This window comes from Winogradskyella sp. (assembly GCF_045105575.1).
Classification (GTDB): domain Bacteria; phylum Bacteroidota; class Bacteroidia; order Flavobacteriales; family Flavobacteriaceae; genus Winogradskyella.
This window is the reverse complement of the sequence record NZ_JBGCDQ010000048.1, coordinates 32,486-48,736: the sequence shown is the minus strand read 5'-3', so window position 1 is coordinate 48,736 and position 16,251 is coordinate 32,486. Positions and strand designations below refer to the sequence as shown.

Sequence of the window (16,251 nt, the reverse complement as noted above, 5' to 3'; positions counted from 1 at the left end):
TTTAAATTATGTTTTCGCTTAAAGATCTGACAGATTTTTAATCCCGAAAAACTTTAGGGACTGCTAGGTCTTAGAATACTCGACTTACCGAGACCTCAAAGGTTTTTAAAACCTTTGAGGTCTGTAAATCTGAAGTATATCATCTAATATCTTTGTTTCCGAAATCAATTTCCCTTTTAAAACAGGTGCTTTTATACCTTGTTTAAATTCAGAATGACCAATAAAAATTCGCGCTTCGTCCCAAAGATTTTCATCTATAAACGTTTGTAATGTTTGTGCGCCACCTTCTATTATTACCGAATTGATATGTCGTTGGTATAAAACCCTAAGAATTTGAATCGCAATTGAATCTTTCAAATTCCAATCTATAAATTCCAAATTCATATTTACGGCAACATTCTTCAAGCTTCGCGCTTCTATCTTCGAGCCTACAGCAACATTCTTCAAGCTTCGTGCTTCTATCTTCGAGCTTATCGCAACCGTTTCAGCGTCATCATTAAACACATTATAATCAGAACTTAACTTCAAATCTTTATCCAAAACTACTCTAATCGGGTTTTCACCTGTCCAATCTCTAACCGTTAAACTCGGATTATCCTCAATAACCGTATTGGTGCCAATTAAAATTGCTTGTTCTTCAGCACGCCATTTATGCACCAATTGCCTGGAATAAGGATTTGTAATCCAAACCGGTTTTTTTTCATCCTTTTTTAAAGGCGCAATAAAACCATCAGTGGTTTCAGCCCATTTTAAAATAATAAAAGGACGTTTTTTATTATGAAACGTAAAAAATCGTTGGTGATGTGCTTTGCATTCCGCTTCTAAAACACCAACCATAACGGAACAACCTGAAGCTTTCAATTTGGCAATACCTTTGCCAGCCACTTCTGGATTATCGTCCACACAACCAATAACCACATTTGGTATTTGGTGCTTCACAATTAAATCGCTACAAGGTGGTGTTTTTCCAAAATGACTGCATGGTTCTAGCGTCACGTAAAGTGTGCTTTTTTTTAATAGGTCTTTGTCCTTTACGGAATTAATGGCATTGACTTCAGCATGATTGCCACCATATAGACTCGTAAAACCTTCACCAATAATTTTACCATTACAAATAATAACAGCACCAACCATAGGATTTGGTCTTGTAGTACCCAATCCGTTTTTCGCAATCTGTAAACAGCGTTTTATGTAGGTTTCGTGCGTGGTCAACTAAAGTTTTATTTTTACATCTTGAATTTCATCAACAGTATAAGTCGACGAAAAGCCCATAATTTTATATTTAATAGCGCCTTTGTATTGTACTTTCAATTTTTGCGAAATTAAACTGCCTAGTAAACCACCAAGACTATTTTTATTAAAAATGCTGTCCGTAGAAACAGCAACGGTTAGTGGAATAGTAAAATTATCTTTTTTAGGCACATCAAATTCATCCGAAATAATAGAAGCCACTTCTGTATCATTGATGTAAACTTTAAAATCATCGGTTTTTAAAGTGCCACCTACATTATTTTTATTGAGAAATAAAGCGTCGGCACTAAGGGTAATGTTTTTAGAGTTAGAGTCAATGACTTGTATATTATCGAGTTTCAAAAATTCTGGTTTTTTAGTGACCGAACAGTTGAAAAGTAATGTAAAAGTTAACGAAAACAGTAAGCATCTTTTAAGCATAAAATTGTTTTTATATGTATTTTTGAATCTATATGAAGGTGTCATTTTTAGTTATAAGCGTTACGCGAAATCAGGATAAATAAAAGTGATTTAAAATAAAATTAGTGCACAAAGATACTATTGTTATTCGAGAAATTGAAGCTAAGGATAATCCTAAAATAGCAAAAGCCATTCGTTCTGTTTTAATAGAAATGGGTGTGCCAAAGGTAGGTACAGCTTATGAGGATGCTGCGCTAGATTGTATGACAGAAACTTACAGCCAGCCAAATAAAACTTATTTTGTGGTAGAGCGTGGTAATGCTATTTTGGGTGGCGCAGGCATTTCACCTTTAGATCATTATAAAGGTAGTGTGGCCGAGTTGCAGAAAATGTATTTTATGCCAGAGGCGAGAGGCAAAGGCTTAGGAAGTGAAATGATGGCAAAATGTTTGGCTTTTGCTAAAAAAGCTGGTTTTGAGCAATGCTATCTCGAAACCTTACCATACATGGATGATGCACGTAAATTATATAGAAAGGTAGGTTTTAAATCTATAGCAGAACCTATGGGAAACACAGGTCATTACTCATGTACCGTTTGGATGCTTAAAGATTTATAATGGTATTAAAAGACTTACAAAACATATTTCACAAGGAATTAGATGCCATTTATGGTAAAGATGAAGTCAACAGTTTTTTCTTTTTGTGCACCGAACATTACCTCAGCGTGCCTCGCATTCAATTAGTCTTAGAACCACAATTCACCATTGCAAAGTCTGAAACGGCTATTTTTTTTAACGTATTAGAAGATTTAAAACAACAAAAACCAATACAATACATATTAGGTGAAACCGAATTTTTCGGGTTGCAATTTAAAGTCAATGAAAGTGTTTTGATTCCGAGACAAGAAACCGAAGAACTAGTGGCTCTTATCATCGCAAATTCCAAAAAACAAAAACAAAATTCCAAACCGATTAACGTTCTTGATATTGGAACAGGTTCTGGTTGCATAGCGATCGCTTTGGCTAAGAACTTATTAAATGCTAAAGTTTACGCTATAGATGTAAGCAAAGAGGCATTAAAAGTTGCAAAATATAACTCAAGACTAAATAACGTAGAAATTACATTCTTCGAAGCTGACATTTTAAACAAGACCAACTGGAATTTAGAGTTTGAAAACTTGGAATTCGACATCATAGTTTCTAATCCACCATACGTTAGAGAATTAGAAAAGCAAGAAATACAACCTAACGTTCTAGATAACGAGCCACATTTAGCTTTGTTTGTAGAAGATAATAATCCGCTGTTGTTTTACAAAGCCATCACAGAATTTGCCATTAATAATTTGGAACCAAACGGAAGCCTTTACTTTGAAATTAACCAGTATCTTGGTGAAGAAACAAAGCAGTTATTGGTTGATGCTAACTTTGAAGGTGTTGCGTTGTTGAAGGATTTGAATGGGAATGATAGACTATTAACAGGAAATAAAAAATAATTCTAAATAGAAACACAACTACAATTTTAAATCTTACCTCGATTAAAGTTGACATAAAAAGAAAAAGAAATTAATGAAAAGTATCGCTGTATTTTGTGGAAGTAGTGAAGGTAATGACCAAATAATTATAGAAGAAGCCTACAAGTTAGGTCAAACTTTAGCCAGCCAAAATATCACTTTGGTTTATGGAGGTTCTAAAATTGGTATTATGGGAAAAGTAGCGCAAGCTGTTATAGATGGTAATGGTGATACCATTGGTATTATTCCTGTATTTTTAAAAACAAAAGAAATTGTCCATACCGAACTAACCGAATTAATCGTCACTGAAAACATGCACGATCGTAAAGTCATTATGTATGAAAAAAGTGATGGTTTTATAATTATACCAGGTGGATTTGGTACGATGGACGAGTTTTTTGAAATTACCACTTGGGGACAATTAGGCTTGCACACCAAACCCATCGGAATTTTAAACACCAACAGTTATTACGATGCCTTAATTGCCCAATGCAAAATGATGGTAGAACGTGGTTTTCTGAAACAAGAAAATTTAGAGGCTGTGGTGGTTGATACGACGATAGACGGTTTGTTAGAAAAAATGAACAACTACAAACCATTACCAGCGCCACAGTGGTTAAATAAATCTGGACTCTAAATTCCTGTGAAAGCAGGAATCTTATATTACGAAGAAAATAATAGTCATACCTCTTTTAAATGAACATAAAACAAAAAATAGAAACGCTCAGAGAAGAACTAAGTCAGCACAACTACAATTATTATATTCTAGACAATGCGACGATAAGTGATTACGACTTCGATATTAAACTAAAAGAACTTCAAGCTTTAGAAGATGCTCATCCTGAGTTTTTTGACGCAAATTCGCCAACGCAACGTGTTGGAGGTACCATTACTAAAAATTTTAAAACGACGGTTCACGACTCTCGAATGTACTCTTTAGATAATTCCTATTCCAAAGAAGATTTATTGGATTGGGAAACCAGAATCAAAAAAATGGTAGATGGTGAAGTAAATTACACCTGCGAGCTAAAATACGATGGTGCTTCCATGAACCTTACTTACGAAAATGGTAAATTGCTAAGAGCTGTAACAAGAGGAGATGGAGTGCAAGGCGATGAGGTGACGGCAAACATAAAAACCATAAACACCGTACCATTACAATTAAAAGGCGATTATCCTGAACGTTTTGATATTAGAGGCGAAATCATTTTACCAATAGCAGGATTCCTTAAAATGAATGAAGAGCGCATTGCTAACGACGAAGAACCTTACAGAAATCCAAGAAATACAGCTTCGGGAAGTTTGAAACTTCAAGACAGCTCAGAAGTTGCAAAACGGCCTTTAGAATGTTTACTATATAGTATTGTAGGAAGCGATCTTAATATTACCACACAATATGAAGGTTTAGAAAAAGCCAGAGCTTGGGGATTTAAAGTGCCACAAGAAGCCAAATTAGTCCATTCCATCGATGCTGTTTTAGATTACATTAATCATTGGGATAAAGAAAGACACAACTTACCATATGAAATTGATGGTGTTGTTGTAAAGGTGAATAATTTATACCAACAAGACGAATTAGGCTTTACGTCTAAAGCACCACGTTGGGCTATGGCTTATAAATTTAAAGCCGAACAAGTTTCAACCCGATTAAACGAAATCACATACCAAGTAGGAAGAACAGGGGCCATTACACCAGTAGCAAATTTAGAACCTGTAGAATTAGCAGGTACAACAGTGAAACGTGCATCGCTTCATAATGCAGATCAAATTGAAAAATTAGACATTAGAGAAGGTGATGAGGTGTTTGTAGAAAAAGGCGGTGAAATTATTCCTAAAATTATAGCTGTGGATTTAACGAAACGACCTTTAGAGTCCCAGCCTACAACATATATTACCAATTGTCCTGAGTGCGAAACAGAACTCATTCGAGTAGAAGGTGAAGCCAAACATTACTGTCCTAATTATAAAGGCTGTCCAACACAAGTGGCTGGCAGAATTCAACATTTTATATCTAGAAAAGCCATGGATATTGATGGTTTGGGAGGTGAAACCGTCTCGCTTTTAGTGAAAGAAGGCTTAATTAGGAATTATTCAGATTTGTATGAATTAACCATAGAGCAGGTGATTCCGCTAGAGCGTATGGCAGAAAAAAGTGCCGAGAATTTAGTGAATGGCATTGCGGCTTCAAAACAAATTCCGTTTGAACGCGTATTGTTTGCTTTGGGTATTCGCTTTGTTGGTGAAACCGTTGCGAAAAAATTAGCCAAACATTACAAATCGATTGATGCCTTAATGTTTGCTTCAACCTTAGATTTAGTAACTGTAGATGAAATAGGAGAGCGGATAGCAGAGAGTGTGGTTGAGTTTTTTAGTTCAGAAGAAAACAAACAAATTATAGAACGATTAAAGTCTTTTGGTGTGCAATTAGAAATTTCAGCCGAAAAACTAGCAGGCCAAACCGAAAAATTAAAAGGGCAAACCTTTGTGGTCTCTGGTGTGTTTGAAACCATTTCTCGTAATGAACTGAAAAAACTTATCGAAGATAATGGTGGTAAAGTAGCTTCATCTATCTCATCTAAAACATCTTACGTAGTTGCAGGTGACAAAATGGGACCAAGCAAACGTACAAAAGCTGAAAATTTAAACATTGCCATACTAACAGAAATAGAGTTTTTAGATTTTTTGAAATAAATTCCTACACAAAAACAGCTATTTATTCGATGAAATACACTTTTTTAACGTTAAAATGTAAAATATTTGTTTATATTTGCTTCCGTTAATAAGGGATTAATTAATGTTAGTAAATAAAATTTTAAAAATAGTATTGTTACTACTTGGTGGTACTTACGTTGTTCTTCAAGGTCTCGCTTTAGAGAAAGAAGGTTCAGCATTAGGAGCACTCATGCTCATTCTACTTATTTGGCTTTATGTGGGTTGGACAAAACACAAGTCTAAATTCTTTTTTTGGTTTTTAGTTGTGTTTACCTCTGGGCAAATTATAGGCTTTTTAGCTTGGTACATGCCCGAAACCAAAGAAGGAGATATAAATTATTCCTATTACTTAGCTAACATGCTTTTTATTCTATCCTACGCATTATTAATTTTTAGAATACTTAAAGGTTTAAACTTTAAAAAGGTATTTTCAGAATTAACGATTCCAATTATTGTGTTAGTTGTTTTGGATGTATTCTGCGTCTCGTTAATTTCTGGAACAACAGAAGGTCTCTTGTCGTATGATGAATATCTTTTAGAATATACGTATAATGCCGTTGTTATGGCACTTTTATCATGCGCTTTAATTAATTATATGTATCGTAATAATAATAAATCGATGCTTTTTTTAATTGGGTCTATTTTTATGGTGTTTTCGGAGATTATCCAATTAGCCTATTACTATATCTTGCCTGAAGATAGTTTAGGTTTAGTTTACGCTATATTTTTAGTGATTGCCTTTATTTTCTTTTACTTGCAATCGCAACACAAAGTTTCAGAACCTGTTGCTGCTTATTCAGACGAACCTTTAGAGGTTAATTAAATTTTTGTAAGGTACAAGTATAATTCAGCTTAAGCAATTTATGGTATTTTCAAACTTTAGAAGTACATCTTTAAGTATTCAATTTTAGAACCTATACCATAATAGAAGCACCACCCGCTTTAACTTTTTTTCCTGGTGTAAAATGAAAATCTACTTTACCGAGATATAAGCCATATGCGCCAACTTGGTTAACGAGAACGTCTTTTCCGATACTATTTTTTTCTACAGTCGGTTTTGGTAAAAAGGTATGTGTATGTCCACCAATAATAAGATCAATATCCTTAGTCGCTCTTGCTAAGACAATATCGCTAACACGACTAGGATCGTTTTTGTAGTAATATCCTATATGAGAGAGGCAAATCACCAAATCACAATGCTGTTCTTCCTTTAGAATACGAGACATGTCCTGAGCAATTTCAATAGGTGGATTGTAGACCGTTTCTTTGTACATATTCTTATCTACCAAGCCTTCAAGCTTTATACCAAGTCCAAATATGCCGATTTTAATACCATCCTTAATAAATATCTTATACGGCTTTACATGTGTGTCCATTTCCGTGTTGTAGAAATCGTAATTTGCAGAAACAAAGTCGAATTTAGCATGCGGTAATTGTGCATAGAGTCCAGAAATACCATTATCAAAATCGTGATTACCAATGGTGGCTAAATCGTATTTTAGTATGCTCATCAGTTTAAATTCTAATTCGCCGCCATAATAGTTAAAGTATGGTGTGCCTTGAAATATATCTCCTGCATCTAATAGTAAGGTGTTCGGATTTTCTTGTCTAATAGCTTCTACTAAAGTGGCACGTCTTGCAACACCACCTTTATTGGCGTTTCTGCCATCATCTGGTCCAAATGGATCAATATGACTGTGGACATCGTTAGTATGAAGAATGGTTATTTTCGTTTTCTTTGCAGGACTAAAAGACTGTAATCCCAAACCACCAACACCAGCTAAAACGGTTGCTGCAGTAGATTTTTTTATAAATTGAATTCTTTTCATTGCACATTATTTGTTAGCTCCAACGACGTGGAAATGCTTTGTTCTTAATTTTTAGAGTTGAATAAAACGATCATCACGTTTAGGATTGAGCGAATCTTTCTTTTTAAAATGATCAATTAATACATCTCTAATTTTATAATCTAAAACATGTAAGCCGTCGTTTGGTTGAAAAAATACCATGCCATCACCACCATTATAGAGATAGTCGTTAGTGGCGACATAATAGGTTTTGTCATTGTCTATTGGTTGTCCATTAACAGTTGCAGATTGCACAGCACCAGTAGAATCTAAAGTAAGTTGAAATTGCTTAGAAAGCGGATGCGCACGTTTGGCTGCAGCAAGATACGTCACCATTTCATTAACTTGTGCGCCTTTTATGGCAGCTATGACGACGGAATTTTCAAAAGGCATAATTTCATAAGCGGTTCTTATAGTAATATTACCTTTAGAAATAATGGACCGAATACCTCCGTGATTAAGAAGTACAAAGTCAATGGTGTTACCAGTGCGTTTATTAAAAATTGGGTTGCCTTCGCTATAAACAGCATCTGCCATAAGATTGCCAATCGCTGTGTTTAAAAGGCCATCTTTTTTGGTGTACGTTTCAGGAGCATATGAAATAATGCTATCCATGTTTTTATTCACATGTTCGCGAAAGGGTTTAATAAAATCTTCTACGGCCTGATTTGGTTGAATGCTTTCATCAACACTAAGGCGTTCTCCTTCAATTTTAGAAATTTTTGTTGATGCACAAGAAAAAATGAGCAACAAAAAACAGAGTTTTAAAGCTTGTTTAATAGTCATTGAATAACTTATAGGTAGTTTATAATAAAATGTTAGTGCTTTTATTAAATTTGCACAAAGCCTAAAGGTAAATGATTTTAAAAGCATTTAAAGAAAAATCAAATTTAAAATATGTCAATAATTTATTGGCAACGCGCAAATCTACTGTAGACAACAGTAAAATACAGACGGTTGCCGTGTTGCTTAATGCTAATGAATTTCATGAGTTTGAAGTGTTTAGGGTTTATTTTAAAGCCCTAGGTTTAATCTCTCCAAAAAACAAAATTGTAGCATTTACTTTAGATGATAAATTAGAGCATAATAAATGGAATGCGCATTTTAGTCCAAAAGATTTTGGTTGGAAAGGACAAATTAAAAATCCTGAATTGGAAGCTTTTATTAATGAGCCTTACGATATGCTCATCTGTTTTTTTAAAAACCCTGTACTTCAGTTAAATTTAATGTCCGCTGCGTCTAGCGCAAAATTTAAAGTAGGCATCTCTCAAGAAGACGAGCGGTTATATGATCTCATAATTGATGTAAATTTGCAAGACATCAACATTTTTAAACAAGAATTAAAAAAATATTTAAACATTCTAAAAAAATTATAATGACCCAATTTATAGGAACAGGTGTGGCACTAATTACACCTTTTAAAGCAGATTTAAGTATCGATTTTGATGCCTTAGAACGTTTAATAGAGCATAATATAGCTAATGGCACGGATTATTTAGTTATAAGTGGTACCACAGGCGAAAGTGTTACCGTAACACCTGAAGAGAAAATAAAATTAATAGCGTTTATTGCCAAAGTAAACAAAGGCAGATTGCCCTTAGTGTTAGGTATTGGTGGAAATAACACCGCTAACGTAATTAATGAAATTAAGGCTACTGATTTTACAGAGATCGACGGTATTTTGTCTGTATCTCCATATTATAGTAAACCAACACAAGAAGGGATTTACCAACATTTTAAAGCTATTTCTGAAGTGTCACCAAAACCAATCATTCTATACAATGTTCCTGGCAGAACAGCATCAAACATGTCTCCTGAAACAACCGTAAGATTGGCAAATGATTTCACCAATATTGTAGCCGTAAAAGAAGCAGGTAATAATGTACATCAGTATTTAGAATTGTTAAGAACCAAGCCTAAAGATTTTTTAATCCTTTCTGGTGATGATGATTTAGCGCTTGGTGTGGCTTTGGCAGGTGGATCTGGTGTGATTTCTGTGATAGGGCAAGCGTTACCAAAAGCGTTTTCGAAAATGATACGCTTAGGAATAGAAGGTAAGGCTAAGGAAGCTTATGATATTCATTTTAAATTGATGCCAATTACCGCATTAATTTTTTCTGAAAACAATCCTTCTGGAATCAAAGCTGTTTTAGAGGTTTTAAACATCTCCGAGTCGCATGTGCGTCTGCCATTAGTGAAGGCAACAGACCAGTTAATAATTAACGTTAAAAAAGCACTAAATGATTTAGAGAAAAGTTAAACTTTCTACAAATGGCTTTTTAGGCTTTGAACAACGCTTATTTTAGCCAAGAATAAAGTCATCATTTTATTTTGAGATCTATATTTACTAAACATCTCAAGTACTAAATTATACTGTGCTTTAGAAGTTTTTTTAAGGTCTAAAATAAATGAAACAGAGTTCAATACTATTTGTTTTTTAAATCCGTTAATAATGTTTACTTTTGCAATCTGTTTAAAATTTATGAATCGAGGAATTTACATACTACTAATCAGTATTTTATTTGCGTCTTGCAGTAACTATCAGAAAGTTTTTAAGTCTGAAGAAACAGCTCCAAAGTTTGAGCTTGCAACTAAATTATTTGAAGAAGAAAAGTGGAGTAAATCGCTTAAGCTTTGCGATCAAATTCTTCAAAAGTATAGAGGAAAGCCACAGGCTGAAAAGCTAACTTACATGCACGCCATGTGCTCTTACCAGCTAAAAGACTATTATATTGCAAGCTACCATTTAGATAAGTTTACAGATATTTATCCTAAAAGTGAAAAGGCGGAAGAAGCGTCCTTTTTGTCAGCTAAAGGTTTTTATTTTGGTTCTCCAGTCTATTCTAAAGAGCAAAAAGAAACCGTTGAAGCTATTGAAAAATTACAATTATTTGTAAATGCATATCCCAATTCGCAATATTTAAGCGAAGCAAATACATTGGTTAAGGAACTCGATTTCAAGTTAGAGAAAAAGGCTTTCGAAATAGCAAAGCAGTATGATTTAATTAAAGATTACAAAGCTTCTGTAAAATCGTTTAATAATTTTTTACTCGAATTTCCAGGAACAACATTAAGAGGTGAGGCATTTTATTATAGATTTGATGCGGCTTTCAATTTAGCAACTCTAAGTGTCAATTATCTTAAGGAAGATCGAATTAAAGAAGCTAAAGGTTATTACAACGCTCTATTAAAGTCATATCCAGATAGTAAATACATGGAAGATGCCAATTTAAAAAAAGCACAATTAGAACAAGAATTAAATACATTGACTACTAAAAGTTAAAGATTATTATGATGGATTTAAAAAAAACAGATGCACCAGTAAGTACTATTACTTACAACAGAAATGAAATCGACGCTGCAACAGATAATATCTATGAAGCTATTTCTGTAATTTCTCGACGTGCTGAGCAAATTAATACAGATATTAGACGTGAGTTGATTGACAAATTAGAAGAGTTTGCAACTTACAACGATAGTCTTGAGGAAATTTTTGAAAACAAAGAGCAAATTGAAGTGTCTAAGTTTTATGAAAAATTACCAAAACCACATTCTTTAGCGGTTAAAGAGTGGTTAGATGATAAAATTTACCACAGAAATACTGAGGATACTCAGCCAGAGCACTAGACCATAAATGTCTATTCTCAAAGACAAAAATATTTTATTAGGCATTACTGCTGGTATTGCCGCATACAAATCTGCTCATGTAGTAAGATTGTTTATAAAAGCAGGTGCTAACGTTAAAGTCGTTATGACGCCTGCTTCAAAAGATTTTATTACTCCACTTACACTTTCTACACTTTCCAAAAACCCAGTTTATTCGTCGTTTACAGATGAAGAAGATGATAATGAGGTATGGAACAATCATGTCGATTTAGGCCTTTGGGCAGATGTCTTTGTTATTGCTCCAGCAACCGCTAATACGATGGCTAAAATGGCTAATGGTGTTTGTGATAATATCTTATTAGCAACCTATCTTTCAGCAAAGTGTCCTGTATATTTTGCGCCTGCAATGGATTTGGATATGTATAAACATCAATCCACTAAAGCATCATTTAAGAAGTTAACAGCTTACGGAAATAAACTTATTCCTGCAGGTACTGGAGAACTCGCTAGTGGTTTAGTTGGTGAAGGTCGTATGGCTGAGCCAGAAGCTATCGTTAAATTTATAGAAAACGATATTTTAGTGCAATTGCCATTATATGGTAAACGCGTTTTAATTACAGCAGGTCCAACATATGAAGCTTTAGATCCTGTGCGTTTTATTGGTAATCATTCTAGTGGAAAAATGGGTTTTGAAATTGCTAAAGCAGCTTCAAATTTAGGAGCTGAGGTAGTTTTAGTTACAGGACCGACACATCAAAAAATAGAAAATCATTTGGTAGCTGTGAAACCTGTGGTTAGCGCAGAAGAGATGTATAAAGAAGTGCATAAGCATTTTAAATCGTCTCATATTGCTATTCTTTCTGCGGCTGTAGCAGATTATAGACCAAAGAATGTTGCAGACCAGAAAATAAAAAAGAAGGATACAACGTTTACTATAGAGTTAGAAAAAACAAAAGACATTTTAAAGTCTTTAGGAGAAATTAAAACCAACCAGTTTTTAGTAGGTTTTGCGTTAGAAACCAATAATGAGTTAGAACACGCAAAAGGCAAATTAAAGGCTAAGAATTTAGACCTTATTGTTTTAAATTCTTTAAGAGATAAAGGCGCAGGTTTTGGAGTGTCCACAAATAAAGTTACATTTATAACAGCAAATAATACGATTATTGAAAACGAATTAAAATCGAAGGCAAACGTTGCTAAAGATTTAATGGAACTGATATTAAAACAAACACATGCGTAACCTATTTCTTTTAATAGCGATCTTTTGGACGTCGATGAGCGTTTCGCAAGAGTTAAATTGTACAGTAAATGTTATAGCCCAACAAACAGGAAACGATAATAATGTCGTTTTTAATACCTTAGAAAAGCAACTCACAGAGTTCATTAATAGTACAAAATGGTCTTCTAAAGAGTTTGGAAGTCAGGAGCGGATTAATTGCAGTATGGTGATTAATGTGTTAAGTTATAACAACGACTCATTTTCTGCTTCATTACAGGTCTCGTCATCACGACCAGTTTTTAATTCTACATACAGTTCGCCTGTATATAATTACAATGATAAAAATTTCAATTTTCAGTATTTAGAATTTCAAAATTTAGTGTTCAATCCTAATCAATTTGAGTCTAACTTAATTTCGGTACTGTCGTTTCATGTCTATATGATTTTAGGGATGGATGCAGATTCGTTTGAACTTAATGGAGGTGATACTTATTTTAATCAGGCGCAGACTATTGCAAGTTATTCGCAACAACTGAGTGGACAAGGTTGGAAATTAGAAGATGGCTTACAATCGCGTTTTGCTTTAATCGACAATTTAATGTCTCCATCATTTAAAGGCTTGCGTTCTACGATGTATAATTACCATATCAAAGGTTTAGACACTATGAATGAAGGTGCTAAAGCCGGAAAAGCAAAAATAGTCTCAGCGCTAGATGATTTGCAAAAAGTACATCGCATAAGGCCAAATTCATTTTTAATGCGTGTGTTTTTCGATGCAAAAGCGGACGAAATTATGGATATCTTTTCAGGCGGACCTAATGTTAATATCACTGAAGCTATGGATATTCTCAATAGAATTGCACCAATGCACTCACAGAAGTGGCGAAACATAAAATTTTAGAATGTTTTTAGAGGATGATACCTTCTTGTTCTCACTTTCTTCGAAGTATTTTAAAATCAAATTTTTTTCTTTCATCTCAGATTACTAATTAGTAAAAACTTAATTTTGTAACACCAAATAATAGAACTGTGCTCACATCACTTCATATAAAAAATTATGCTCTTATAGATGAGTTAAACGTAACGTTTAATAACGGTTTAACTATTATTACGGGTGAAACTGGAGCAGGAAAATCGATTTTATTAGGTGGTTTGTCTTTAGTTTTAGGGAAACGTGCCGATTTAAGTCAGGTGAAAAATACAGATGAAAAATGTATCATCGAGGCCACTTTCGATATTGCTACTTACGATTTAAAACCCTTGTTTACTTCGTTAGATTTAGATTATGATGTACAAACCATTATACGACGCGAAATTTTACCATCAGGCAAATCAAGAGCGTTTATCAACGACACACCTGTAGTTTTAGATAATTTGGTAGCTTTGAGTGGTTATCTTATTGATATTCATTCACAACATCAAACCCAACAACTAACGCAAGATGATTATCAGTTTAAAGTGATAGATGCTTTGGCTGATAACAAAGGCAATTTAGAAGATTTTTCGAAACAATTAGTCGCTTACAAAGTACTTCAAAAATCATTAGATACTTTAAAATTATCTAAAGCGGAATTGATAAAGGAATACGACTATAATTTGTTTTTGTCTAAAGAATTAAATGCTATAACATTAGAAAAAATTAATCTTGAAGATTTAGAAGCACAATATGAGGAACTCAATAATGTTGAAGTGATAGGTGAGAAGCTAAGCGCCACAAAATCAATATTAAAGAATGAAGAAGTTGGAGTTATAGATCAACTGACTTTAGCCAAGCAAGAATTGTCTAAAATCGCCAGTTTTGGGCCGTTTTATGATAGCTTAAAAGAACGCATCATTAGTGTTGGTATTGAACTCGATGATGTATTAATTGAGCTTGATAATTTAGAGGAAAAATTATCTTCAGATCCGCAAGAACTAGAAGCGATTAGCAGCAAACTTCAAATTGTAAATAATTTGTTTCAAAAGCACACGGCTTCAACGATTGAAGAATTAATTGAAATCGATACAGATTTAAAAACTAAAATTAACAACACAGAAAGTTTAGATGATACCATTGCCGCTAAGGAAGAAGAATTGTTGAAAATGCATGAAAAACTAGATAAAATTGCTTTAAAAATTCACAAGAAAAGAAAAGCTATTATTCCTGTTTTTGTGTCTAAGCTAGAAGCCATTCTTTTAGATCTTGGTATGCCAAATGCTAAATTTAAAGTACAATTAGAAGTATCAGCGCAATTTGTAAAAAATGGTAAAGACGCACTTCAGTTTTTGTTTATGGCAAATAAAGGGTCTAGCTTTAATGAATTAAAAAAATCGGCTTCAGGTGGTGAATTATCACGAATTATGTTGGCTATAAAGTCTATTCTTGCAGAATACATTCAATTACCTTCTATTATGTTTGATGAAATAGATACTGGAGTTTCTGGCGAAATTTCAAATAAAATGGGAGAAATAATGCAGAAAATGAGTAGTAGCATGCAAGTGTTTACTATTACACATTTACCTCAAATTGCAGCCAAAGGCAATGCGCATTTTAAAGTGTTTAAAGCAGATATTGAAGACATAACGCATACGCAACTCAAAAGGTTAAGTGAAGATGAGCGCATTGTAGAGATTGCACAAATGCTTGGAGGTTTAAATATAACCGACTCTGCAATGGCACATGCTAAGCAGTTGTTGAATTAAAAATGAGTAACGATAAACTAAAACTTCAAACTTTTAGTAACTTTGAATCTACAAGAAGATGTAAGTTTGAGTTAATTTTAAAAAATTAAATAAATTATACCATACCAAAATAATAAACCATTTAACCATAATCAGATGTCATACAATTTACTAAAAGGAAAAAAAGGAATCATATTTGGAGCTTTAGACGAAAACTCTATTGCTTGGAAAACTGCCATGCGTGTTCATGAAGAAGGAGGTACATTTGTATTGACTAATGCTCCTGTGGCCATGCGTATGGGACAAATTAATGAGCTGGCAGAGAAAACAGGTTCTCAAATAATTCCTGCGGATGCCACATCAGAAGAAGATCTTCAAAACTTGGTGACGCAAGCGATGGAAATTTTGGGTGGTAAGTTAGATTTTGTATTACATTCTATCGGAATGTCTATTAACGTAAGAAAGGGCAAACACTATACAGACCAGAATTATGCTTGGACACAAAAAGGGACTGATGTGTCTGCAATGTCATTTCATAAAACCATGCAGACGCTGTACAAAGCAGATGCTATGAATGAATGGGGAAGTATTGTAGCCTTAACGTATATGGCTGCACAACGCGTTTTTCCAGATTATAACGATATGGCAGATAACAAAGCTTATTTAGAAAGTATTGCACGTAGTTTCGGCTACTTCTTTGGTAGAGATAAAAAAGTACGTGTCAACACCATATCACAGTCACCTACACCAACCACCGCAGGCAGTGGAGTTAAAGGTTTCGATGGTTTTATTGCCTATGCAGAAAAAATGTCTCCATTAGGAAATGCAACAGCTTTAGATTGCGCCAATTATACCGTTTCGCTGTTTAGCGATTTAACCAAGCGTGTCACACTTCAAAATCTCTATAATGATGGAGGTTTTAGTAATATGGGAGTTAGTGATGCGGTTATGGATACATTTGTAGACAATCAATAAAGTTTTATTACTTCATTTTAAAGCCATTATGCCTATTGTATAATGGCTTTTTTTTATATTGCTTAAAATTT

General features: G+C 33.9%; 17 protein-coding genes. 13 read left to right on the top strand and 4 right to left on the bottom strand.

The window, feature by feature from the left end; translation table 11 throughout:
* Positions 1–105 precede the first annotated feature (105 nt).
* Both ribD and AB8B52_RS11730 read right to left on the bottom strand, forming a co-directional pair.
* The gene (gene ribD, locus AB8B52_RS11735; protein WP_406028321.1) at positions 106–1,212 is read right to left on the bottom strand and encodes a bifunctional diaminohydroxyphosphoribosylaminopyrimidine deaminase/5-amino-6-(5-phosphoribosylamino)uracil reductase RibD; all 1,107 of its coding nucleotides are present in this window, start codon (positions 1,210–1,212) and stop codon (positions 106–108) included.
* Entirely contained in the window at positions 1,213–1,593 is a 381-nt protein-coding gene (locus AB8B52_RS11730; RefSeq protein ID WP_406028319.1) for an LEA type 2 family protein, read from the bottom strand.
* 182 nt (positions 1,594–1,775) lie between these two features.
* Between AB8B52_RS11730 and AB8B52_RS11725 the strand changes: the two genes are divergently transcribed.
* The 5 genes from AB8B52_RS11725 (at position 1,776) to AB8B52_RS11705 (ending at position 6,695) form a co-directional block, all read left to right on the top strand.
* On the top strand, positions 1,776–2,267 hold the full coding sequence (locus tag AB8B52_RS11725) for a GNAT family N-acetyltransferase (protein ID WP_406028317.1): 492 nt from the start codon (positions 1,776–1,778) through the stop codon (positions 2,265–2,267).
* Entirely contained in the window at positions 2,267–3,142 is an 876-nt protein-coding gene (prmC, locus tag AB8B52_RS11720) for a peptide chain release factor N(5)-glutamine methyltransferase (protein ID WP_406028315.1), read from the top strand. Before AB8B52_RS11725 ends, prmC begins: the two co-directional genes overlap by 1 nt.
* 73 nt (positions 3,143–3,215) lie before the next feature.
* Entirely contained in the window at positions 3,216–3,797 is a 582-nt protein-coding gene (locus AB8B52_RS11715; RefSeq protein ID WP_406028313.1) for a TIGR00730 family Rossman fold protein, read from the top strand.
* A gap of 59 nt (positions 3,798–3,856) precedes the next feature.
* Positions 3,857–5,851, top strand: coding sequence for an NAD-dependent DNA ligase LigA (gene ligA, locus AB8B52_RS11710; RefSeq protein WP_406028311.1), 1,995 nt, complete (start codon positions 3,857–3,859; stop codon positions 5,849–5,851).
* 103 nt (positions 5,852–5,954) lie between these two features.
* Positions 5,955–6,695 (top strand): hypothetical protein, encoded by a 741-nt coding sequence (locus AB8B52_RS11705; RefSeq protein WP_406028309.1) that lies wholly within the window; start codon positions 5,955–5,957, stop codon positions 6,693–6,695.
* Positions 6,696–6,786: 91 nt separating this feature from the next.
* Here AB8B52_RS11705 and AB8B52_RS11700 read toward each other — a convergent pair whose 3' ends face one another.
* Both AB8B52_RS11700 and AB8B52_RS11695 read right to left on the bottom strand, forming a co-directional pair.
* Complete coding sequence (locus AB8B52_RS11700) at positions 6,787–7,701, bottom strand: bifunctional metallophosphatase/5'-nucleotidase (RefSeq protein WP_406028307.1); 915 nt, start codon at positions 7,699–7,701, stop codon at positions 6,787–6,789.
* Between the two features lie 51 nt (positions 7,702–7,752).
* Positions 7,753–8,505 (bottom strand): 5'-nucleotidase C-terminal domain-containing protein, encoded by a 753-nt coding sequence (locus AB8B52_RS11695; RefSeq protein ID WP_406028305.1) that lies wholly within the window; start codon positions 8,503–8,505, stop codon positions 7,753–7,755.
* A 71-nt stretch (positions 8,506–8,576) separates the two neighbouring features.
* Between AB8B52_RS11695 and AB8B52_RS11690 the strand changes: the two genes are divergently transcribed.
* From AB8B52_RS11690 to AB8B52_RS11655, 8 genes are all read left to right on the top strand, one after another.
* Positions 8,577–9,095: a DUF6913 domain-containing protein gene (locus AB8B52_RS11690; RefSeq protein ID WP_406028303.1), complete on the top strand. Its 519-nt coding sequence runs from the start codon at positions 8,577–8,579 to the stop codon at positions 9,093–9,095.
* Positions 9,095–9,979: a 4-hydroxy-tetrahydrodipicolinate synthase gene (dapA, locus tag AB8B52_RS11685; protein WP_406028301.1), complete on the top strand. Its 885-nt coding sequence runs from the start codon at positions 9,095–9,097 to the stop codon at positions 9,977–9,979. Before AB8B52_RS11690 ends, dapA begins: the two co-directional genes overlap by 1 nt.
* 222 nt (positions 9,980–10,201) lie before the next feature.
* Positions 10,202–11,002, top strand: coding sequence for an outer membrane protein assembly factor BamD (locus AB8B52_RS11680; protein ID WP_406028299.1), 801 nt, complete (start codon positions 10,202–10,204; stop codon positions 11,000–11,002).
* Positions 11,003–11,013: 11 nt separating this feature from the next.
* Entirely contained in the window at positions 11,014–11,346 is a 333-nt protein-coding gene (locus tag AB8B52_RS11675; RefSeq protein WP_406028487.1) for a DNA-directed RNA polymerase subunit omega, read from the top strand.
* A gap of 7 nt (positions 11,347–11,353) precedes the next feature.
* Entirely contained in the window at positions 11,354–12,565 is a 1,212-nt protein-coding gene (coaBC, locus tag AB8B52_RS11670; RefSeq protein WP_406028297.1) for a bifunctional phosphopantothenoylcysteine decarboxylase/phosphopantothenate--cysteine ligase CoaBC, read from the top strand.
* Entirely contained in the window at positions 12,558–13,445 is an 888-nt protein-coding gene (locus AB8B52_RS11665; RefSeq protein ID WP_406028294.1) for a DUF4835 family protein, read from the top strand. The genes coaBC and AB8B52_RS11665 overlap by 8 nt, the downstream gene beginning before the upstream one ends.
* A gap of 128 nt (positions 13,446–13,573) precedes the next feature.
* Positions 13,574–15,226 carry a DNA repair protein RecN gene (recN, locus tag AB8B52_RS11660; protein ID WP_406028292.1) on the top strand — a complete coding sequence of 551 codons (1,653 nt, stop codon included), beginning with the start codon at positions 13,574–13,576 and terminating at the stop codon, positions 15,224–15,226.
* A gap of 135 nt (positions 15,227–15,361) precedes the next feature.
* Positions 15,362–16,180, top strand: coding sequence for an enoyl-ACP reductase (locus AB8B52_RS11655; RefSeq protein WP_406028290.1), 819 nt, complete (start codon positions 15,362–15,364; stop codon positions 16,178–16,180).
* The last annotated feature ends 71 nt before the right edge of the window (positions 16,181–16,251 follow it).